The following is a 20,082-nucleotide window of genomic DNA, read 5'->3' as shown; positions in this document are numbered from 1 at the left end:
CACCGGCCGCGCCCGGTCCGGCAGCTGAACGGATCGGGCCCTCCGGCTTCAACGGACCTTGCGTGACGTCCTAGTCTTGTGCCTACGGCACCGCGAAGAGCGGCGGCGAACACGAGGGAGCCCAAGTTGAGCAGCGATCGGGACGGCGTCTACGTCGGCGACAACGCGGCAGAGGACGACGACGACTGGTCCGACGCCCCCGACTACACTCCCCCGTCCTGGTACACCCAGGGCGAAGCAGCGCCGGCCGAGGCGCCCGCGGTGGCATCCGCGCCCCCGCCGGCCGCGTCCGAGCCGGCGGCCGCACCCGTCGCACCTGCGGCGGCCACTGCGGCTGCGGACGCTGCTGCCGCCCCCGCGCCCGCTGCTGCCGCCCCGGCACCGGTGCCGGCGGCCGCCCCGGCGCCTGCTCCGGAGCCCGCGCCCGCGCCCGCGCCGGACGCGCAGCTGCCGCCCCGAGTGACCGCACCTCAGCTCACGCCCCCTCAGCCCGAGCCGAGCCGACCCGCCGCGCCCACCTCCGAGCAGGCTCCGGCCGCCGCCGCCGCCGCCGCAGCAGCAGCCCAGCCCCAGCCGCAGGCCGGCCCGCCCGGTGGCTCGCCGTGGCCGGGGACCGAGCAGCCGCCCCAGCAGGTCCCACCGCAGGCCCAGCAGCAGGCCCAGCAGCAGCCGCAGCCCTACCCCGCGCCGTACGCCGCCGTGCCGCCGCAGCAGCAGTACCAGCCGCCGGCCCGGCCGGAAGCGGCCCAGCAGCCCCCGCAGACCCAGCAGCCGGGGCCCGCCGCGCCCTGGGCCCAGCAGGGACAGCCGGGACAGCAGCCCCAGCAGGGCCAGCCCGCCGCCGTCCCACCGCAGGCGCACCCCGTCGACCCCCGGCAGGGCGGCTGGCCGCAGCCCGGCCCGCCGCAGGGCCACCAGCCGCAGGCCTACCCCCCGCCAGCCGCCTACCAGCAGCCCGTCCCGCAGGCCCCCGCCGCCTTCCAGCAGCACGGCGGCCCCGGCCAGCAGCCGATGGCGCACGGCGCCCCGCTGGGCTACACCGCCGCCGTCGAGCTCTCCTCCGACCGGCTGCTGCGCAACCAGCCGAAGCAGCAGCGGCAGGGCCCGCGCATCAAGTTCGGCGGCAAGGCCGCCCAGGCCGAGCGCGACCGCCGCTTGGAGATCATCCGCACCCCGGTGATGAGCTGCTACCGGATCGCGGTGATCAGCCTCAAGGGCGGCGTCGGCAAGACCACGACCACCACCGCGCTCGGCGCCACGCTGGCCAGCGAGCGCCAGGACAAGGTGATCGCGATCGACGCCAACCCGGACGCCGGCACGCTCGGACGCCGCGTCAAGCGGCAGACCGGCGCGACCATCCGCGACCTGGTGACGGCCATCCCGCACCTGCGCAGCTACATGGACATCCGCCAGTTCACCTCGCAGGACCTCAACTCCGGCCTGGAGATCCTGGCGAACGACGTCGACCCGGCGGTCTCCACCACCTTCAACGACTCGGACTACCGCCAGGTCATCGAGGTGCTCGGCCGCCAGTACCCGATCATCCTGACCGACTCGGGCACCGGCCTGCTCTACAGCGCGATGCGCGGGGTGCTGGACCTCGCCGACCAGCTGATCGTCGTCGCCACCCCCAGCGTGGACGGCGCGAGCAGCGCCAGCACCACGCTGGACTGGCTCTCCGCACACGGCTACGCGGACCTGGTGCAGCGCAGCATCACGGTGGTCTCCGGGGTCCGCGAGACCAGCAAGATGATCCGGATCGAGGACATCGTCGCGCACTTCCAGACCCGCTGCCGCGGCGTCATCGTGGTGCCGTTCGACGAGAGCCTGTCGGCCGGTGCCGAGGTCAACCTGGAGATGATGCGGCCCAAGGTCCGGGACTCCTACTTCGAGCTGGCCACCCTGGTCGGCGAGGACATCCTGCGGGCCCAGCAGGCCGCGGCGGCCAACGCGAGCTGGCAGCAGCAGCCTCCCCAGCACCACCAGCAGCCGCCCCAGCAGCAGCACTGGAACGGCCAGCCGCCGCAGTACAACCAGCCGCAGGCACCGGGCCAGCCGTGGGGCGCGCCGCCGCCCGCCCCGGAGCCGGGCCACCCCTGGTCCCCGCAGCAGCAGCCGCAGCCCGGCCAGAACCCGCCGCCGTACGCCCAGCCGCCGGGCCAGCCGGGTGGCTACGGCTACCCGCAGGCCGCACCCGGCCCGCAGCAGCCCGGCCCCCCGCAGGACTGGCCCCAGCAGCCGCAGCCGCCGCAGCACCAGCAGCAGCCCGACCCGGCCGGCCCCCCGCCGCCCGGCTACGGCTACCCGCCGCCGCCCCCGCAGCAGCAGTGAGCACGCAGGAAGGGCCCGTCCGGAGCGCATCCGGACGGGCCCTTCCTGCGTGCTGCCGCGCTGCTCAGCCGGTCGCGGTGAGCTCCCTGGCCTGCTTGACGTCGACCGCCATCCGGTCGAGCAGCGCCTCGATCGAGTCGAACTTCTCCATCCCGCGCAGGAAGGCGAGGAAGTCCACCGCGACGTGCATGCCGTAGAGGTCCAGGCCCACCCGGTCGATGGCGTACGCCTCGACGGTACGGGCGGTGCCGTCGAAGGTCGGGTTGGTGCCGACCGAGATCGCGGCGGGCATCCGCTCGCCGCCCGCGGTCAGCCAGCCCGCGTACACGCCGTCGGCCGGGACCGCGCTGTGCGGCACGGTGTCCACGTTGGCGGTCGGGAAGCCGAGCTCGCGCCCGCGCTGCGCGCCGCGCACCACGGTGCCCTCCACCTGGTGCGGGCGGCCCAGCACCTCGGCCGCGCCGCTCACGTCGCCGGCCGCCACCAGCCGGCGGACCAGGGTGGAGGAGAACGGCTCGCCGCCGCCCGCCGCGCCGCGCACCTGGAGGTCGAGCACCTCCACCTCGAAGTCGGCCTGCCGGCCGAGCTCGGCCAGCAGCGCGACGTCGCCCTCCGCCCGGTGGCCGAAGCGGAAGTTGGGGCCCTCGATGACCAGCCGCGCGTGCAGCGAGTCCACCAGCACCTGCTGGACGAAGAACTGCGGCGACTCCTGCGAGAAGGCCAGAGTGAACGGCAGCACCAGCACCGCGTCCACGCCCAGCGTCGCCACCAGCTCGGCCCGGCGGGGCTGAGGAGCCAGCAGCGGCGGGTGGCTGCCCGGGCGGACCACCTCGCTGGGGTGCGGGTCGAAGGTCACCAGGACGCTCTTCGCGTCCAGCTCGCGGGCCCGCTGCACCGCGCGGCTGATGATCAGTTGGTGTCCCAGGTGCACTCCGTCGAAGGAACCGATGGTGACGACACTGCGCCCCCAGTCACCGGGAATCTCCTCCAGGCCACGCCAGCGCTGCACCCTGACCGCTCCTTCTCCATCGCGATTACGCCCCCGAAGCACCTGTGTCAGGTGCTCAAACGATCGAACTCGAACCCCTATAGCGTGCCATGCGCCGGTCCGCGCTCCGGCACCGGAACGCCCGCTGTGATCGACGGCGGTGCGACCGTCCTCCGTACGGGGTCCCGTTCGGCCTGTGCGGCGGCGTACTGCGGGTCCCTGCCCTGCGCCACCAACTCCCGCATCCGGGCCAGCAACGGGCCGCCGGCCGGGGGCAGCGCCTCGGCCGGCCAGTCGGCGAGCAGCAGGGCGAAGCCGGCCGTCCGACCCGCGCAGCGCACCAGCGCGGCGTCCAGCCGGTCGGCGCCGCCGGGCCGGTGGCCGGGGCCGCCGGGCTCGGTGCGCTCCCAGGCGTCGGCGATCCGGCGGACCACCGCCCGGGCCCGCTCGGGGCGGTGCGCGGCGCCGGCCAGCGCGAGCCGCTCCAGGACGGGCTCCAGCACCGCCGGATCGTGCTCGGTGGCGAGCAGCCGGTCCAGGAACTCCTCACGCAGCCCCTCCCCCGCCGCCGGCGCGACCAGCACCAGCGCGAACGCCCGCCGCACCGAGGCCGGGCGGTCCGCCGGACGCGGGCCGAGCAGCGCCGTCAGATCCCCCTGGACGGCGCTGCCGCGGGCCAGCCGGTGGGCGAGGTACTCGGCGACCAGCTCGGCCCGCTCGGGGCGCTCGCGCAGCAGCCGCCCCGCCAGCCGGGTGCCCGCATCCGGCAGCCCGGCCGGCCCGCCACCGCGCCCGCCCGGCGCGTCCGCCTCCGCCAGCAGCCGCAGCACCCGCGCGACCCCGCCGCCCGGGGCGGAAAGCCGCGCCTCGAAGGCCGTCAGGACCTCCTCCCGGTCGGTGGCGAGCGCCGGCCCGAGCGCCTCCGCCGTGACGAACGGGTCGTCGGCCCGGTACGCCGCCAGCGCGGCGGGCAGCTGCCGGGCGCGGGTCCGCGGATCACGCACCAGCAGCGCCAGGGCGGCTCCGTGCAGCCCCGGCTCGTCCTCCCGGCCCAGCAGGGCGCGGGCCGCGTGCCGCAGCAGCAGCACGCCCGCGCCGCTCGCGTAGGGGGCGACCCGCACCGCGTGCACGGCGGCGGCCACATGCCGTTCGGGGCGCGGATCGTGGCTCCAGCGGTCGACCGCGCGACAGAGCGCCGACGGCTCCTCGACCGCCAGGACGGCCAGCAGCGCGTCCGCCCGCGGGTGCGCCGCGGCGACCAGCTCCTCCGTCAACTCGTCGACAGCCAGGGCGCGGTGAGCGTAGAGCAGCTCCTGGGCGAGGTCCGCGACGCCGGCCCCGGAGCGTCCGGGCAGACCCCGTCCGTCGGCGAACCAGCGGCAGAACAGCGGCAGCGCCGCCTGCGGATCGGCCCGCAGCTGCTCGGCCGCGAGCGCGAGGAAGCCCTGCTCCGGGCCGTCCGCCCGGACCAGGCGGCGCAGCAGCTCCAGCCGGTCGGGCAGGTCCAGTGGCAGTGCGGTCCAGAAGGCCGGTCCGAACCGGCCGAGTCCGCCCGGCTGCCCGTCCCGGAGCCGGGCGAAGCCGCCGACCGGCGCGGCCTGCTCGGCGATCCGCTCGGCGAGCCGCTCCAGCAGCTCCCGGTGGGCCGCCGGATCCGGGCCTGCCCGCAGCCCGGCCGCCAGCAGCCGGGCTGCCCACCACCCGGCGCCGTCCGCCTCAGCGCTGCTGGTCGAGCCCTCCAGCGCTCGCCAGATCCGCCACAGCAGGCCGTCCAGCGCGGACGCCCCCCGGGTCTCGCCGAACGTGCGCAGCGCCAGCGTGACGGCCCCGGCCCGGTGCCGCGGCACGGCCCGCGCCGCGGCAGACTGCCCGTCCTCGGCCAGCAGCAGGCGCAGCGCCGCGTCCAGGTCCAGGTGCTGACCCTGCAACCAGTCGGCCAACTCCTCGTGCGCCAGGCGGTATCCGCCGCCCGCCACCACGAAGAGCCGCTCGGCGAGCACCGCCTGCGCCCAGCCGGCCTCCGGCGGAAAGAGCTCGGCGAACGCGGAGAGCCCCAGGGCGCCCTGCCCCGGCCCGAGCATCCGGCGGGCCGCCTCGTGCACCCGGCCCGCCACCGCGGCCGCCAGCCGCCGCACCTGCCCGGCACAGGACCGGGCGGACGGCAGCGGCGCGCCGCGGCGGTGCGCCGACGGCCGCCGGGGGTGTGCCGGGCCGTCCGCGATCCGCTGGGCGATCCGCAGGCAGTACAGGTCCAGCACGCCGGCGTACAGCTCCGAGCGGTTCGCGGCCGGCTGCGCCACCCCGGCCGCGGCCAGCTCGCCGGCCAGCCGCAGCGCCAGCGGGTCCGGCTCGCCCGCCGGGCACGGCACCCCGTACCGCAGGGCGACCAGCTGCGCCGTCTGCGCCCGCAGCGGGCCGAGCCGGTGCAGCTGGACGGCCGCCGGGTCGACGCCCGGCGCGTACTGCTCCCAGCTCTCCGGCCGGCAGGCCACCAGCAGCCGCACCCCGGTCTCTCGCAGCCACTGGAGGGTCTCCCGGTGCCAGGCCCGGTCCAGCACGGTCGCGGCCTCCTCCGGGCCGTCCAGGACGATCAGCAGCGGCCGCCCGGCCGCCCCCGCGACCCGGGCCACCGCGGACACCGGATGCGCGGCGTCGAGTGCGCGGTCCGCCGCCTGCTCCGGCGTGCGGTCTCCGGTGCGCAGGTCCGCCCCGCGCAGCCAGAGCGTGGGCAGCGGCCGCGCCCCGGCGGCCCGGCGCACCGCGAGCGCCGCCAGCTCGGAGCTCCGCCCGCTGCCGGGCTCCCCGACCAGCACGGTGAGCGGCAGCTGCGGCTCCTCGCCGGCCAGGCCGTCCGGGCGCTCCACCCGGTCGGCCGCCAGCTCCACGATCCGCCCGGGACCGGCGCTCGCCGCGGCCAACTGACGGGAGGACAGCTCCAGCACCCCGCCGAGGTCGAGCGCCGGGCCGTCGAGCGCGTCCCGCAGATGCTGGTCGATACCCGCCATGAGCGCTGCCTCCCCGCCGCCGTGCCCGCTGCGGGGAGCCTGCCCACGGCGCGGCCCGAGCGACCCCGGCCGCACCGTTCACCACCGGTGTTCACCTCGCGCGCTCGCCCGTTCGGGTGAGAAACACCCAGGGGATCAGCCGACGAACACCGCCACCGGCACGGCACGCCCGTCCTTCTCCTCCACCAGCGCCAGGAAGGTGCCGTCCGGCCCGAAGACGGCGATCGGCCCGTCCACGCCGAGCCCGGGCGCCGTCAGCCGCACCCCGCTGGAGAGCAGCCGGGCGTCGTCCTCGCCGATCTCCCAGCGCGGGAAGGCGGCCGTGGCGGCCTCGCCGATCGGCAGCACCTCGAACTTCTCCTCCAGCTGCTCCAGCGTGTGCGCGGACTCCACGCCGTACGGCCCGACCCGGGTGCGGCGCAGCGCCGTCAGATGTCCGCCGACGCCCAGCCCGGCCCCCAGGTCGCGGGCCAGCGCCCGGATGTAGGTGCCGGAGGAGCACTCCACGGTGACGTCCAGGTCGACCACCGGCGTACCGTCCTCGGCCACCGCCGCCCGCTGCGCGTGCACGGTGAAGGAGTGCACGGTGGTCGGCCGGGCCGGGATCTCGAACTCCTCGCCCTCCCGCACCCGGCTGTACGAGCGCTTCCCGTCGATCTTGATGGCGCTGACCTTGGACGGCACCTGCATGATCTCGCCGGTCAGCACCGCGATCCCGGCGTCGATCGCCTCGCGGGTCACCGCGTCGGCCGGAACCGAGGCGGTGACCTCGCCCTCCCGGTCGTCGGTGACGGTGCTCTGGCCGAGCCGGATCGTCGCCTCGTACGTCTTGGCGGTGAGCATCAGGTGCCCGAGCAGCCGGGTGGCCCGCTCGACACCGATGATCAGCACGCCGGTGGCCATCGGGTCCAGCGTCCCGGCATGGCCGACCTTCCTGGTCCCGGCCAGCCACCGCATCTTGGACACCACCCCGTGCGAGGTGATGCCCTCCGGCTTGTCGACGATGACGAGGCCGTCGGGGCCAGTGCCTTTGCGCTTCATGGGTTCTTTTCTCTACAGGTGATAAGTCAGCTGAGCGCGGCCCGGAACCGGGCCACCGCGGCCGGTACGGGCTCGCGCACCGAGAACCCGGCCGCGTGGATGTGCCCGCCGCCGCCCAGCTCGGCGCAGGCCGCGGCCACGTCGACCGCGCCCTTGGAGCGGCAGGAGCCGCGCAGGGTGCCGTCGGGATCCTGCTTGAGGACCAGCGCGACCTCGGCCTCGGCCGGGCGGCGCAGGATGTCGATCAGGCCCTCGATCTCCTCGACGGTGACGCCGAACAGCACCAGGTCCTGGTACGGCACCCAGGTCCACACCAGGCCCTGCCCGCCGACCGCCTGCGGCTCGTACACCGCGCGGTCCAGCGCGGCGGCGAGCACCTTCAGGTAGCCGAACGAGGAGGTGTCCCAGAGCTGGCGGGAGATCAGGTCGTGCCGGATCCCGGTGGCCAGCAGCCGCCCGGCCAGCTCGTGGGTGGCGGGGGTGGTGGCGGCGTACTTGAACGAACCGGTGTCGGTGGCGATACCGGTGTAGAGGCAGGCGGCGATCGCCTGGTCGAGCGGCACGCCCAGGCGGCGCAGCAGCTCGTCGACCAGCACGGCGGTGGCCGGGGCGCTCGGATCGATGATCATGTGGCTGCCGAAGCCGGGGTTGGAGGCGTGGTGGTCGAGGAGCACCATCGCCCGCGCCGCGAAGACCTTCGTGTGCAGCAACCCGAGCCGCCCCTCGGAGGCGACGTCGAAGCAGATCACCAGCTCGGGAGCGTCGGGCACGGCCGAGGCCGGCACGATCAGCTCCTGGCCGGGCAGGAAGGAGAGCGACTCGGGGATCACCTGCGGGTCGTCGCCGAAGGAGACCCGCACCTCGTGCCCGAGCGAGCGCAGCGCGAGCCCGGCGGCCAGCGCCGAGCCGAGCGCGTCGCCGTCCGGGTTGATGTGGCAGACCAGGTCGATCGAGGAGGTCCGCGCGCTGGCCGCCAGCAGCCAGCGCCACTCGTGCTCGAAGCGCTCGAACCGCTCGGATCCGGCCGGTGACTCCGTGCGAGGAGCCGGAAGCACCGCGAGGGCGTCCTCCACCGTGTTGGTGGAGGACGCCCTCGCCGAACCGGCTGCCGCCGGCTCAACCGCCGTCACTACTCGTCCTCGTCCGCGTCGCGCTCGGCGGCGGGCACCTTGTACGGGTCCGCGTCGCCTGCGTACGTCGCACCGGCCGCGGCGGTACGGACCGCCGCGTCGGAGAGCCGGACCTGGTCCAGCAGGTCGTTGATCTGCCGGGCGTTGTCCGGCAGCGCGTCGGCGATGAAGGTCAGCGTCGGCGTGAAACGCACCCCGGTCTGCTTGCCGACCTCGGAGCGGAGCACCCCCTTGGCGCTCTCCAGCGCCGCGGCGGTCGCGTCCCGCTCGGCGTCGTCACCGAAGACCGTGTAGAAGACGGTCGCGTTCTGAAGGTCGCCGGTGACCTTGGTGTCGGTGATGGTCACGAAGCCCAGCCGCGGGTCCTTGATCCGCCGCTCCAGGGTCTGGGCGACGATCACCTGGATCCGGTCGGCGAGCTTGCGCGCCCTTGCTGCGTCGGTCACGTTGCCTCCTCGTGCTGTGGGCTCGGTATCCGGGTCAACTGCTCACCCGTCGGGGCCCATGCCCCAAAATACCGGCCCGCGCCCAGCCTTGTGGGCGCTCTCGGTCCGGATCGGTGTGACGGTGGCGACTTCCCACCATCACCGCCGATCTCATTCATCGTCGTCGCCGTGGTACCGCCTCCTCGCGGAGAGCAACTGCACCTCGGGGCGGCCGGCGACCAACCGCTCACAGCTGTCCAGGATCTCGGTGACGTACCCGGCATCGCCGGACACCACCGCCAGGCCGATCTCGGCCCTGCGGTGCAGATCCTGGTTCCCGACTTCCGCTGCGCACACGCTGTACTTGCGCTGCAGCTCGGCCACGATGGGCCGCACGATCGAACGCTTCTCCTTGAGCGAATGGACATCGCCCAGCAGCAGGTCGAAGGTGAGTGTTCCTACGAACATGTATGACAGGTCACGCCGACCTGAAGGCCTCGCAGCACGCCCCTCGAAAGGGGGCCGATGACGCCGACCCTACACAGCGAGACCGGGGCCGGTCGACGGGAATTTCCCCGTCGACCGGCCCCGGGCTTGATGAGCTGTGAGCGTTACGCCCGCGGCTTCTCGCGCATCTCGAACGTCTCGATGACGTCGTCGACCTTGATGTCGTTGAACGACCCCAGGGTCACACCGGCCTCGAAGCCCTCGCGGACCTCGGTCGCGTCGTCCTTGAAACGACGCAGACCCTCGATGGTGAGGTTCTCCGTGATGAGCTTGCCATCGCGGATGAGGCGGGCCTTGGCGTTGCGGCGCAGCAGACCCTCGCGGACGATGACACCCGCGATGTTGCCGAACTTGGAGCTGCGGAACACCTCGCGGATCTCCGCGGAGCCGAGGCGCACCTCCTCGTACTCGGGCTTGAGCAGGCCCTTGAGCGCTGCCTCGATCTCCTCGATGGCCTGGTAGATGACCGAGTAGTACCGGACATCCACGCCTTCCTTGTCGGCAGCCGTACGGGCGCGGCCTTCGGCGCGCACGTTGAAGCCGATGATGATGGCGTCCGAGCCCATCGCCAGGTCCACGTCGGACTCGGTGATGGCACCCACACCGCGGTGCAGGATCCGGAGCTCGACCTCGTCGCCCACGTCCAGCTTGACGAGCGCGTCCTCAAGGGCTTCCACCGAACCGGAAACGTCACCCTTGATGATGAGGTTGAGCTGCTGGATGCCGCCGGCCGCGATCGCCTGGTCCAGGTTCTCCAGGGAGATCCGCATCGGACGCTTGGCGAACATGGCGTTGCGGTCACGGGCCGAGCGCTTCTCGGCGATCTGACGCGCGGTGCGGTCGTCGTCGACGACGATGAAGCTGTCGCCGGCGCGGGGCACCGAGGTGAGACCGAGCAGCAGGACCGGACGGGACGGGCCCGCCTCGGCGACGTTCTGACCGTTCTCGTCCAGCATGGCGCGGACGCGGCCGTGGGCGTCACCGACGGCGATCGAGTCACCGACACGCAGCGTTCCACGCTGGACCAGGACGGTCGCCATGGCGCCGCGACCCTTGTCCAGGTGCGCCTCGATGGCGATACCCTGCGCGTCCTGCTCCGGGTTGGCCCGCAGGTCGAGCGAGGCGTCGGCGGTCAGGACGACCGCCTCCAGCAGCTGCTCGATGTTGAGGCCCTGGCGCGCGGAGATGTCGACGAACATGGTGTCGCCGCCGTACTCCTCCGCCACCAGACCGAACTCGGTCAGCTGACCGCGGACCTTGGTCGGGTCGGCGCCCTCGACGTCGATCTTGTTGACCGCGACCACGATCGGCACACCGGCGGCCTTGGCGTGGTTCAACGCCTCGACCGTCTGCGGCATGACACCGTCGTTGGCCGCGACCACCAGGATCGCGATGTCGGTGGACTTGGCACCACGGGCACGCATGGCGGAGAACGCCTCGTGACCAGGGGTGTCGAGGAAGGTGATCCGGCGCTCTTCGCCGTTGACCTCCGCGGAGACCTGGTAGGCACCGATGTGCTGGGTGATGCCACCCGCCTCACCGGCCACCACGTTGGTCTTGCGGATGGCGTCGAGCAGGCGGGTCTTACCGTGGTCGACGTGACCCATGACGGTGACGACCGGAGGACGGGCCTCCAGCATGTCCTCGTCGCCCTCGTCGGCACCGAAGTCGATGTCGAACGACTCGAGCAGCTCGCGGTCCTCGTCGTCACGGCTGACGATCTCGAGCGCGAAGCCCATCTCGCCGGCCAGCATCTGGAGCGTGTCGTCCGAGACCGACTGGGTCGCGGTGACCATCTCGCCGAGGTTGAACATCACCGAGACGAGCGCGGCCGGGTTGGCGTTGATCTTCTCCGCGAAGTCCATCAGCGACGCGCCACGGGGCAGGCGCACCGAAGCACCGTTGCCACGGGGCAGCATCACACCGCCGACGGACGGGGCCTGCATGGCCTCGTACTCCTGGCGACGCGCGCGCTTCGACTTGCGGGCACGGGCCGGGCGACCGCCCGGGCCACGACCGAAGGCACCCTGCGTGCCACCACGGGCACCCGGGCCGCCGGGACGTCCACCGAAGCCACCGGGACGCGGGCCGAAGCCACCGCCGCCACCGGGAGCGCCACCGGGACGCGGACCGCCGAAGCCGCCGCCACCGGCCGGACGCGAGCCCGGACCGGCCGCACGACCGGCGAAGCCGGGACGAGCGCCGCCACCGGCACCACCCGGACCACCGGGACGAGCACCGGGACCACCCGGACGTGCGCCGGGGCCACCCGGACCACGGCCGCCGGGGCCGGGAGCCGGACGCTGCGGCATCATGCCCGGGTTCGGACGCGGCATGCCGGACGGGCTCGGGCCACCGGGACGGGGGCCGGCCGGACGGGGCATGCCGTCGGGACGCGGGGCACCGGCCGGACGCGCACCGCGCTCGGCGCCGGGGGCGCCGGCGGGACGCGGACGGTCGCCACCGGGACGCGGGGCGCCACGGTCGGCGCCGGGGGCGCCTGCCGGGCGGGGGCCGCGGTCGCCACCGGGACGCGGCGCACCGCGCTCGGCACCGGGACGGCCACCGGCGACACCCTCAGGACGGGGTCCGCGGTCGCCACCCGGACGGGCGGCACCGCGCTCGGCACCGGGGCCACCGGGACGCGGCGCGCCACCGGCACCCGGAGCGGCCGGACGGCGGTCGCCGGGGCGCGCCATTCCGGTCGCGCTGCCCGAGGTGAACGGGTTGTTGCCCGGACGCGGGCCGGCCGGACGCGGGCCCGGACGGGCACCGCCCGCAGCCGGAGCCGCAGCCGCCGGACGCGGCGCCGCAGCGGCGGGACGCGCGGCGGGGGTTTCGCCGACCACCGGGGTCGGCGAGGAGAACTCGGCCGCCGGAGCAGCCGGAGCCGGGGCGGCGGGACGCGCCGCCGGGCGCGGGCCCGGAGCGGCGGCGGCCGGACGCGGCGCCTCGGTCGGCGCGACGGGCGCAGCCGCGGCGGCGGGAGCCGCAGCAGCCGGGCTCGCGGCCGGAGTCGGACGGGGACCCGGGGTCGCGGCGGGGCGCGGACCCGGGGTGGGGGCACCCGGCTTGGGTGCGGCCGCACCGGCGGTGCCGGCGGGCTGGGGCGCCGCGGGCTTCCGCGGGCCAGGCTTGGCAGCGGAACCACCCGTAGGGGCCACTCCCAGAGCGTCAGTCAACTTGCGTACGACCGGCGCCTCGATTGTCGAGGACGCCGAACGGACGAACTCACCGAGCTCGGTGAGCTTGGCCATCACGGCCTTGCTCTCCAAGCCAAGCTCCTTGGCGAGTTCGTATACCCGGACCTTAGCCACTTCACTCCTGTCTAAAAGTCCGGGGTGATCGTCCGCCGGACCGTCGCTACTTCATGGGCGAACCCATCGCGTACTCATCGCGTACTCATCGAGTGCTCATCGCAATCTCGACCTACTTCCAACTCGCGAGGTACCTGACTGGTGGCGTGCGACATCGTGGTGCGCGCGCCGAGTTCTTTTACGGTGGTTCTCCCCCGCTCACGGCGGGGCTGGTGCCCTCCGGGCCGACCGAGGATCTCTCCTCAGGAGGCCGGGGCGCCGGTGGTCCGGGACTCGACGTATGTACGAAGAGCCTCGGTGTCGAGCACTCCCTGGAGCCGAAAGGCCCTGGAAAACGCCCGACGGCGGACCGCCAGGTCGAAACAGGCCTGATCGAGGTGCAGGTGCGCGCCTCGTCCAGGCAGCGCGCCCCGAGGATCGGGGACACAAGTGCCCTCGACCGTCGTGACACGCAACAGCTCGTCTTTGGCCGCTCGCTTGCGGCAGCCCACGCAGGTGCGTTCTGGGCATGCGCGGACACGCGTCCGGCCGGACAACTTCAAGTCTACCCCTCCGCAGGGTGTGACTGCGGCCCCGCCGATCGGAACGGGGCCGCGACTACTGGATGACAACACGACTAATCAGTCGTGGATTCCCCGCGCCGACGGTCCGAACCACCATCGTCGGTGGCCTCGGTGTCCGGGCGGATGTCGATCCGCCATCCGGTCAGGCGGGCGGCCAGGCGGGCGTTCTGCCCCTCCTTGCCGATCGCCAGCGACAGCTGGTAGTCGGGCACGATCACCCGTGCGGAGCGCTGCGCGTAGTCCACGATCTCGACCTTCGTCACCCGGGCGGGGGACAGCGCGCTGGCCACCATCTCGGCCGGGTCCTCCGACCAGTCGACGATGTCGATCTTCTCGCCGTGCAGCTCGGCCATCACGTTGCGCACCCGGCCGCCCATCGGGCCGATGCAGGCGCCCTTGGCGTTCAGGCCGGCCCGGCGGGAGAACACCGCGATCTTGGTGCGGTGCCCGGCCTCGCGGGCGATCGCGGCGATCTCGACGCTTCCGTCGGCGATCTCCGGGACCTCCAGCGCGAAGAGCTTGCGCACCAGGTTGGGGTGGGTCCGCGAGAGCGTCACCGAGGCGCCGCGGACGCCGCGGCGGACCGCGACCACATAGCTGCGGATCCGGGTGCCGTGCTTGTAGTCCTCGCCGGGGACCTGCTCCTGCGGAGGCAGGATGGCCTCCAGCTTGCCGATGTCCACCAGCACGTTCTTGGGGTCGTTGCCCTGCTGGACGACACCGGTGACGATGTCGCCCTCCTTGCCCGCGTACTCGCCGAAGGTCTGGTCGTCGGCGGCGTCGCGCAGCCGCTGCAGGATCACCTGCTTGGCGGTGCTGGCCGCGATCCGGCCGAAGCCGCCCGGGGTGTCGTCGAACTCCTTGGGCTCGACGCCCTCGTCCAGCTCGCTCGCGTCCTCCAGCGCCCACACGGTCACGTGCCCGGTCTTGCGGTTCAGCTCGACCCGGGCCCGGCGGCGTGAGCCCTCGGTCCGGTGGTACGCGATGAGGAGCGCCGACTCGATCGACTCGACCAGCAGGTCGAACGGGATGTTCTTCTCGGTCACCAGCCCACGCAGGGCACTCATGTCGATGTCCACGGCTACGCCTCCTCTTTCTTTCTTAAAGCTCGTCGTCGTTGCTGTCGTCGTGGGCGTCGTCGTCGCTCTCGTCGAGCTCGTCGGCCACGTCGAGCTCGTCGCTCTCGTCCAGCAACTGCTCGTCGTCCTTGCGGTTGAACTCGACCTGGACGCGCGCCTTGGCGACCTCCGCAAAGGCCAGCCTGCGTTCCTTGGCCTTGCCGCGCCCCTTGACGGGCTGCACCTCGACCAGCGCGCCGTCCTCGTCGGTCTCCAGGACGCGGGCGGTGATCTCGGTGCCGTCGGTCAGGGTCGCGTTGACCAGCCGGCCGATGTTGCGGCGCCAGTGGCGGGGCTCGGTGATCGGGCGGTCCACGCCCGGGGAGCCGACCTCCAGCACGTACGCGGAGCTGCCCATCACGTCGGACTCGTCCATCGCCTGGCCCACCACGCGGCTGAACTCGGCGATGGCATCGAGATCCACACCGCCGTCGGCGTCCACATCGATCTGTACCTGGCGGCGGCTGCCGGCCTGGCTCACCTTGACGTCCTCAAGGTCCAGACCCGCCTGCACGGCCAGCGGCTCCAACAGGGCACGCAACCGATCGGTGGGGGTGGTGCTCATCCGGGTGACTCCTCGGCCGCGTCTGCTGTTGTCAGAAGTTCGTAACTCGGGCCAAAGCCTATCGGGTCAACCCCCAAACCGCCGATTCCGAGCAGCGCGGAGCGCCGCACGACCGCCCCCGCCGTCGGCCCGGCGATCACCGGGCGATACGGTCCAGGCGGGCGGGCACAATACTTTCACGGTCCGTCCCGACACCATCACGGAAGCGGGGGCACCGGTGTCACCCGCACGATCCAGCGGGAGCACGTCGATGCAGTCCCCCAGCCGGCGGGCCGTCCTGACCGCCGGGACCTTGGCCGTCGCCGGTCTGCTGGCCGCCTGCTCCAGCACGGGCGGCGGCGACGGCTCGGGACACGGCGGCCACCGGGCCGACCCCGACCTGCCGCTGCGCACCCGCGCGGTGGCCGCCACCGACGCCCTGCTCGGACAGTACGACGCGCTGCTCGCCGCAGCCGGCGCCGACACCGGCCGCCTCCAGCCGCTGCGCGCGGAACTCGTCCAGCAGCGGGCGGCGCTGGCCGCCGGGCTGCCGGCCGCCGAAGCCGCCTCGCCGTCCGCCAAGTCCGCCCAGCCCTCCGCGACGGCCACCGGCCTGGTGCCGGTCCCGCCGGCCGCCCCGACCCCGGCCGCCCTCGGGACCGCCGAACGGACCACCGCGCAGGCCCACCTCGCCGACCTGGACGCCGCCTCCCCCGAGCTGGCCCGCCTGCTGGCCTCGGTCGCGGCCGCCGGCGCGCTGCACGCCGTCCTGCTGGGCGACCCGACCCCGCCGGCCGCGTCCACCCCGGCCGCCACCACTCCCGCTGCCGCCACCCCCTCCAGCGGCAACTCGTCCAGCGGCAGCCCCGCGGCCAGCGCCTCGCCGAGCCCGCTGCCCGCCTCGACCGTCACCGCGCTGCAGGCCGCGCTCGCCGCCGAGCACGCGGCGGTCTACGGCTACGGCGTCATCGGCGCCCGGATCCCGGCCGGCCCCAAGCGCGACGACGCCCGCACGGTCTACGCCGCGCACCAGGCCCGCCGCGACGCCTGGCACCGGATCCTCGGCGCCGGCGGCGCGACGCCCGCCGCCGCGGCCCCCGGCTACCAACTGCCGTTCGCCGTCCCGGACGCGGCCACCGCCGCGAAGCTCGCCGCCTACATCGAGACCCGGCTGACCGGCGTCTACGGCGACCTGGTGGCGGGCACCGCCGCACCGCTGCGGATATCCGCGGCCACCGCGCTGCGCGACAGCGTGCTCCAGGCCAACCACTGGGGCGGCGCCTCCACCGCCCTGCCGGGGATGCCCGCTCCCGCCTCCGCCGCGAGCAGCTCGGCCAGTCCTTCGGCCTAGGCCCTGTGGCGTGCCACCCGCGCTGACCAGCGCGTCTTGGCCGACAATGGACAGGTAGCACACAGGGCGAGGACCCGACCGGAAGGCCAGCATGTCGGCAGCAGCAGGGCAGTTCAGCATCCCGGACCGGCTGCGGGACACCGTCCTGCGCTGGGAGGGCGAGCGCGGCGCGGCCTGGCTGGCCCAGCTGCCCACCCGCTTCACCGAACAGCTCGCCCGCTGGGACCTCACCCTGGACCGGATCTTCGAGCCGGGCGGACGGCTCAGCCTGATCGGCTACGTCCGCCGCGACGACGGCGCGCCGGCCGTGCTCAAGGCCGGGCTGATCACCCCCGAGACCGCCCAGGAGCACGCCGCGCTCACCCACTGGGCCGGCCGCGGCGCGGTGCTGCTGCTGGCCGCCGAGCCCGCCGACGGCATGCTGCTGCTGGAGCGGCTGCACGGTGACATCCCGCTGCGCTCGCTGGCCGAGGCGAAGGCGATGCTGGAGGCGGCCGGCCTGCTGCAACGGCTCTGGACGCCGCCCGGTGAGGGCCACCCGTTCACCTCGGTGGCCGAGCACGTGGGCGTCCTCAGCGCGGAACTGAGACGTCGTCGGCCGCTGGCGGAGCGGGTGGACGCGCAGCCGCTGGTCGACGAGGCGCTGGAGACGGCGGCCGGGCTGCTGGCCTCCGAGCCCGAGCAGTACCTGCTGCACGGCGACTTCCACCACGGCAACGTGATGGCCGCCGACCGGGCACCCTGGCTGGCCATCGACCCCAAGCCGCTGGTCGGCGAACGCGCCTACGACCTGGCCTGGCTGGCCCAGGACCGCAAGGACACGCTGGCCGGCTCGCCCGGCCCGCGCGGCGCGGCCCGGCGCCGCCTGCACCTGCTCGCCGACGCCGTGGACGTGGACCACGACCGGTTGCGCGGCTGGACGCTGCTGCGCACCGTCGCGGCCGGGCTGTGGAGCCTGGAGGCCGGCGACGCCCAGGAGGCCGAGCTCTCCCTGGAGTTCGCGGGCTGGCTCTGAGCGGCTCTGGGGCCTAGCCCTGGCTCCAGCGGTCCAGCAGCGGGAGCCGGGCGCCCATCACAGCGTACGGGCGGTCGGTGTTCGGGAAGCGCACCGCCCGGGCCAGGTCCCGGTATCCGAGCGAGCGGTAGAGCCGGCGGGCCGGGGTCTCGGCGTCGATCGCCGAGAGGATGCTGCGGTGCCTGCCCGAGCGCTCGCACAGGGTGCGGATCAGCGCGCTGCCCAGACCGCAGCCCTGGTACTGCGGCAGCACGTGCAGCTCGGTGACGGCGAAGACCTCGTCCAGCCAGTCCCCGTAGCCGCGCGCCTCCAGATAGGGCTGGATGACGGTGCTCCACCAGTGCTCGCGCAGGTTCGGCATGCCGTAGCCGAAGCCGACCAGTCGGCCGCCGCAGAGCGCACCGAGCGCCAGCACCCCCGGCTGCTGCGCGTGCCGACCGACGATCTGCAGCCGGACCGCGACCTCCTCCGGCGAGAGCCCGAAGGCGGCCGACTGCACCTCCAGCGCGTACGGCGCCCAGGCCGCCAGGTCGATCGGCTCGATGGTCACCTCGGACAACTGCATCTCAGAAGAGTACCGACATGAACGCGCCGATCTCGCGGAAACCGACCCGCTGGTAGGCGGCGCGGGCCGGCAGGTTGTAGTCGTTGACGTAGAGGCTGACCACGGGCGCGACCTCGCGCAGCGCGATCTCCAGCACCGCCGCCATCCCCGTCTCGGAGAGCCGGCGGCCGCGGTGGGCGGGGGCGACCCAGACCCCCTGGATCTGGCAGGCGCCCTGGGTGACGGCGCCTATCTCGGCCTTGAAGATCACCTCGCCCTGCTCCGAGATATGGGCGAACGAGCGTCCGCCGCCCACGAGTTCGGCCACCCGGGCCTGGTAGAGCAGCCCGCCGTCACCGGCCAGCGGGGAGACCCCGACCTCCTCGGTGAACATCGCCACGCAGGCCGGCATCAGCAGGTCGATCTCGTCCTTGCGAACGCGGCGGACCAGCGGATCGGGCGCCACCTCCGCGGACGGCTCGGTGGTGGCCAGCAGCGGCTGGTGGCCGCGGACCTCGCGGGCCGGCCCCCAGCTGCGTTCCAGCAGCGCCCAGAGGGCGGCCGTCGACTCGGCCGGGCCGACGATCGAGGAGCAGCGCCGCCCCTGCCGGCGGGCCCGTTCGGCGAAGGCCCGGACCGCCTCAGGGCCGGCGTTGATCGGGACCAGGTTGGCGCCGGCGTAGCAGAGCGACTCCAGTCGGCCGTCCCGGTCGGACCAGCCCCACATCTCACCGCCGAGCCGCCACGGGTCGAGCCCGACCGCCTCGACCCGGGTCGCGACGAACGCGTTGACCACCGGGTCCCGGCGCAGCACCTCCAGGGTGTCCGCGAGATCCGGGCCGTCCAGGACCCGGGTGGCAATGAGTGCCCGTGCGGCCTGCAACGAGCTGGGGAGCATCACACCTCGATCGAGCACAGCACCTCATTCAACGGCATCGCGGCACCCTACTCCGCCGCCGTGAGCGGCAAACGGCAGGGGGGTCCTCCGCCTGCGGACGACCCCCCTGCCGATCCGGCTCCATGCGCCGTGGTCAGTCGGCGGCGATCACGGTCGGGGCGCCGGACTCCACGCCCTCGGCCTGCATCTGCTCGGCGAGCTTGAGCGCCTCCTCGATCAGCGTCTCGACGATCTTCGACTCCGGGACGGTCTTGATGACCTCGCCCTTCACGAAGATCTGGCCCTTGCCGTTGCCCGACGCCACACCCAGGTCCGCCTCACGCGCCTCACCCGGACCGTTCACCACACAGCCCATCACCGCCACCCGCAGCGGCACCTCCATGCCCTCAAGCCCCGCGGTGACCTCCTCCGCCAGCTTGTACACATCCACCTGCGCCCGACCGCACGAGGGGCACGACACAATCTCCAGACCCCGCTGGCGCAGGTTCAGCGACTCCAGGATCTGGTTGCCGACCTTCACCTCCTCCACCGGAGGAGCCGACAGCGACACCCGGATCGTGTCCCCGATCCCCTCCGACAGCAGCGCACCGAACGCCACCGCCGACTTGATCGTCCCCTGGAACGCCGGACCCGCCTCCGTCACCCCCAGGTGCAGCGGGTAGTCGCACGCCGCCGCCAACTGCCGGTACGCGTTGATCATCACGACCGGGTCGTTGTGCTTCACCGAGATCTTGATGTCACGGAAGCCGTGCTCCTCGAACAGCGAGCACTCCCACAGCGCCGACTCCACCAAAGCCTCCGGCGTCGCCCGCCCGTACTTCTCCAGCAACCGCCGGTCCAGCGACCCCGCGTTCACACCGATCCGGATCGGCGTCCCCGCCTCCGCCGCCGCCTTCGCGATCTCGCCGACCTTGTCGTCGAACTGCTTGATGTTCCCCGGGTTCACCCGAACCGCCGCACACCCCGCCTCGATCGCCGCGAACACGTACTTCGGCTGGAAGTGGATGTCCGCGATCACCGGGATCCCCGACTTCCGCGCGATGATCGGCAACGCGTCCGCGTCGTCCTGCGTCGGCACCGCCACCCGCACGATCTGGCAGCCCGACGCCGTCAGCTGCGCGATCTGCTGCAGCGTCGCATTGATGTCGGCCGTCACCGTCGTGGTCATCGACTGCACCGACACCGGCGCGTCACCACCGACCGGAACGTTCCCGACCATGATCTGCCGGGAAACCCGACGAGTGGCAAGCGGCTTGAGCGGCAGGGACGGAATACCGAGCGAGATCGCGGTCATGTGCGCAGGGT

16 protein-coding genes are annotated in these 20,082 nt (G+C 73.8%); 3 read left to right on the top strand and 13 right to left on the bottom strand.

Annotated elements, in window-relative coordinates:
- Positions 1-126: 126 nt before the first annotated feature.
- Complete coding sequence (locus P3T37_RS33145) at positions 127-2,331, top strand: AAA family ATPase (RefSeq protein ID WP_280727640.1); 2,205 nt, start codon at positions 127-129, stop codon at positions 2,329-2,331.
- Positions 2,332-2,395: 64 nt separating this feature from the next.
- Here the strand turns inward: P3T37_RS33145 and P3T37_RS33140 are convergent, their stop codons facing one another.
- From P3T37_RS33140 to rimP, 10 genes are all read right to left on the bottom strand, one after another.
- A complete protein-coding gene (locus tag P3T37_RS33140) occupies positions 2,396-3,340 on the bottom strand; it encodes a bifunctional riboflavin kinase/FAD synthetase (RefSeq protein ID WP_280727639.1) in 945 nt (314 codons plus the stop codon).
- A 77-nt stretch (positions 3,341-3,417) separates the two neighbouring features.
- Positions 3,418-6,324 carry a serine protease gene (locus P3T37_RS33135; protein WP_280727638.1) on the bottom strand — a complete coding sequence of 969 codons (2,907 nt, stop codon included), beginning with the start codon at positions 6,322-6,324 and terminating at the stop codon, positions 3,418-3,420.
- Positions 6,325-6,459: 135 nt separating this feature from the next.
- Positions 6,460-7,365, bottom strand: coding sequence for a tRNA pseudouridine(55) synthase TruB (gene truB, locus P3T37_RS33130; protein WP_280727637.1), 906 nt, complete (start codon positions 7,363-7,365; stop codon positions 6,460-6,462).
- 26 nt (positions 7,366-7,391) lie between these two features.
- Positions 7,392-8,495 carry a bifunctional oligoribonuclease/PAP phosphatase NrnA gene (locus P3T37_RS33125; protein WP_280727636.1) on the bottom strand — a complete coding sequence of 368 codons (1,104 nt, stop codon included), beginning with the start codon at positions 8,493-8,495 and terminating at the stop codon, positions 7,392-7,394.
- Entirely contained in the window at positions 8,495-8,941 is a 447-nt protein-coding gene (gene rbfA / locus P3T37_RS33120; protein ID WP_280727635.1) for a 30S ribosome-binding factor RbfA, read from the bottom strand. Before rbfA ends, P3T37_RS33125 begins: the two co-directional genes overlap by 1 nt.
- Before the next feature lie 150 nt (positions 8,942-9,091).
- Positions 9,092-9,388 (bottom strand): DUF503 domain-containing protein, encoded by a 297-nt coding sequence (locus P3T37_RS33115; RefSeq protein WP_035794051.1) that lies wholly within the window; start codon positions 9,386-9,388, stop codon positions 9,092-9,094.
- Between the two features lie 143 nt (positions 9,389-9,531).
- Complete coding sequence (infB, locus tag P3T37_RS33110; protein ID WP_280727634.1) at positions 9,532-12,744, bottom strand: translation initiation factor IF-2; 3,213 nt, start codon at positions 12,742-12,744, stop codon at positions 9,532-9,534.
- Positions 12,745-12,986: 242 nt separating this feature from the next.
- Complete coding sequence (locus P3T37_RS33105; protein WP_280727664.1) at positions 12,987-13,280, bottom strand: YlxR family protein; 294 nt, start codon at positions 13,278-13,280, stop codon at positions 12,987-12,989.
- Positions 13,281-13,360: 80 nt separating this feature from the next.
- Positions 13,361-14,386, bottom strand: coding sequence for a transcription termination factor NusA (nusA, locus tag P3T37_RS33100; RefSeq protein ID WP_280727633.1), 1,026 nt, complete (start codon positions 14,384-14,386; stop codon positions 13,361-13,363).
- Between the two features lie 22 nt (positions 14,387-14,408).
- Entirely contained in the window at positions 14,409-14,990 is a 582-nt protein-coding gene (rimP, locus tag P3T37_RS33095) for a ribosome maturation factor RimP (protein ID WP_280727632.1), read from the bottom strand.
- A 250-nt stretch (positions 14,991-15,240) separates the two neighbouring features.
- Between rimP and P3T37_RS37110 the strand changes: the two genes are divergently transcribed.
- Together P3T37_RS37110 and P3T37_RS33085 are read left to right on the top strand one after the other, a co-directional pair.
- Positions 15,241-16,320: a ferritin-like domain-containing protein gene (locus P3T37_RS37110; RefSeq protein WP_348533304.1), complete on the top strand. Its 1,080-nt coding sequence runs from the start codon at positions 15,241-15,243 to the stop codon at positions 16,318-16,320.
- Positions 16,321-16,411: 91 nt separating this feature from the next.
- A complete protein-coding gene (locus P3T37_RS33085; RefSeq protein ID WP_280727631.1) occupies positions 16,412-17,335 on the top strand; it encodes an aminoglycoside phosphotransferase family protein in 924 nt (307 codons plus the stop codon).
- Positions 17,336-17,348: 13 nt separating this feature from the next.
- On the opposite strand, the gene P3T37_RS33080 is transcribed toward P3T37_RS33085, so the two are convergent.
- The 3 genes from P3T37_RS33080 to ispG all read right to left on the bottom strand — a co-directional run bounded on the left by P3T37_RS33080 (position 17,349) and on the right by ispG (position 20,071).
- Complete coding sequence (locus P3T37_RS33080) at positions 17,349-17,900, bottom strand: GNAT family N-acetyltransferase (RefSeq protein ID WP_280727630.1); 552 nt, start codon at positions 17,898-17,900, stop codon at positions 17,349-17,351.
- Between the two features lies 1 nt (position 17,901).
- Positions 17,902-18,777, bottom strand: coding sequence for a GNAT family N-acetyltransferase (locus P3T37_RS33075; protein ID WP_280727662.1), 876 nt, complete (start codon positions 18,775-18,777; stop codon positions 17,902-17,904).
- A gap of 133 nt (positions 18,778-18,910) precedes the next feature.
- Positions 18,911-20,071, bottom strand: coding sequence for a flavodoxin-dependent (E)-4-hydroxy-3-methylbut-2-enyl-diphosphate synthase (ispG, locus tag P3T37_RS33070; RefSeq protein WP_280727629.1), 1,161 nt, complete (start codon positions 20,069-20,071; stop codon positions 18,911-18,913).
- Positions 20,072-20,082 lie beyond the last annotated feature (11 nt).

Origin of the sequence: Kitasatospora sp. MAA4, assembly GCF_029893355.1 — a bacterium.
In the GTDB taxonomy this organism is placed as follows: domain Bacteria; phylum Actinomycetota; class Actinomycetes; order Streptomycetales; family Streptomycetaceae; genus Kitasatospora.
Note: the sequence above shows the minus strand (reverse complement) of the source record. Positions and strands in the feature narration are given on the sequence as shown.

Coding starts and splice junctions, on each gene's coding strand:
- P3T37_RS33080 (WP_280727630.1), bottom strand. CDS start 17,900: ATGCAGTTGTCCGAGGTGACCATCGAGCCGATCGACCTGGCGGCCTGG.
- P3T37_RS37110 (WP_348533304.1), top strand. CDS start 15,241: ATGCAGTCCCCCAGCCGGCGGGCCGTCCTGACCGCCGGGACCTTGGCC.
- ispG (WP_280727629.1), bottom strand. CDS start 20,071: ATGACCGCGATCTCGCTCGGTATTCCGTCCCTGCCGCTCAAGCCGCTT.
- truB (WP_280727637.1), bottom strand. CDS start 7,365: ATGAAGCGCAAAGGCACTGGCCCCGACGGCCTCGTCATCGTCGACAAG.
- P3T37_RS33135 (WP_280727638.1), bottom strand. CDS start 6,324: ATGGCGGGTATCGACCAGCATCTGCGGGACGCGCTCGACGGCCCGGCG.
- P3T37_RS33085 (WP_280727631.1), top strand. CDS start 16,412: ATGTCGGCAGCAGCAGGGCAGTTCAGCATCCCGGACCGGCTGCGGGAC.
- P3T37_RS33075 (WP_280727662.1), bottom strand. CDS start 18,777: ATGCTCCCCAGCTCGTTGCAGGCCGCACGGGCACTCATTGCCACCCGG.
- P3T37_RS33115 (WP_035794051.1), bottom strand. CDS start 9,388: ATGTTCGTAGGAACACTCACCTTCGACCTGCTGCTGGGCGATGTCCAT.
- rimP (WP_280727632.1), bottom strand. CDS start 14,990: ATGAGCACCACCCCCACCGATCGGTTGCGTGCCCTGTTGGAGCCGCTG.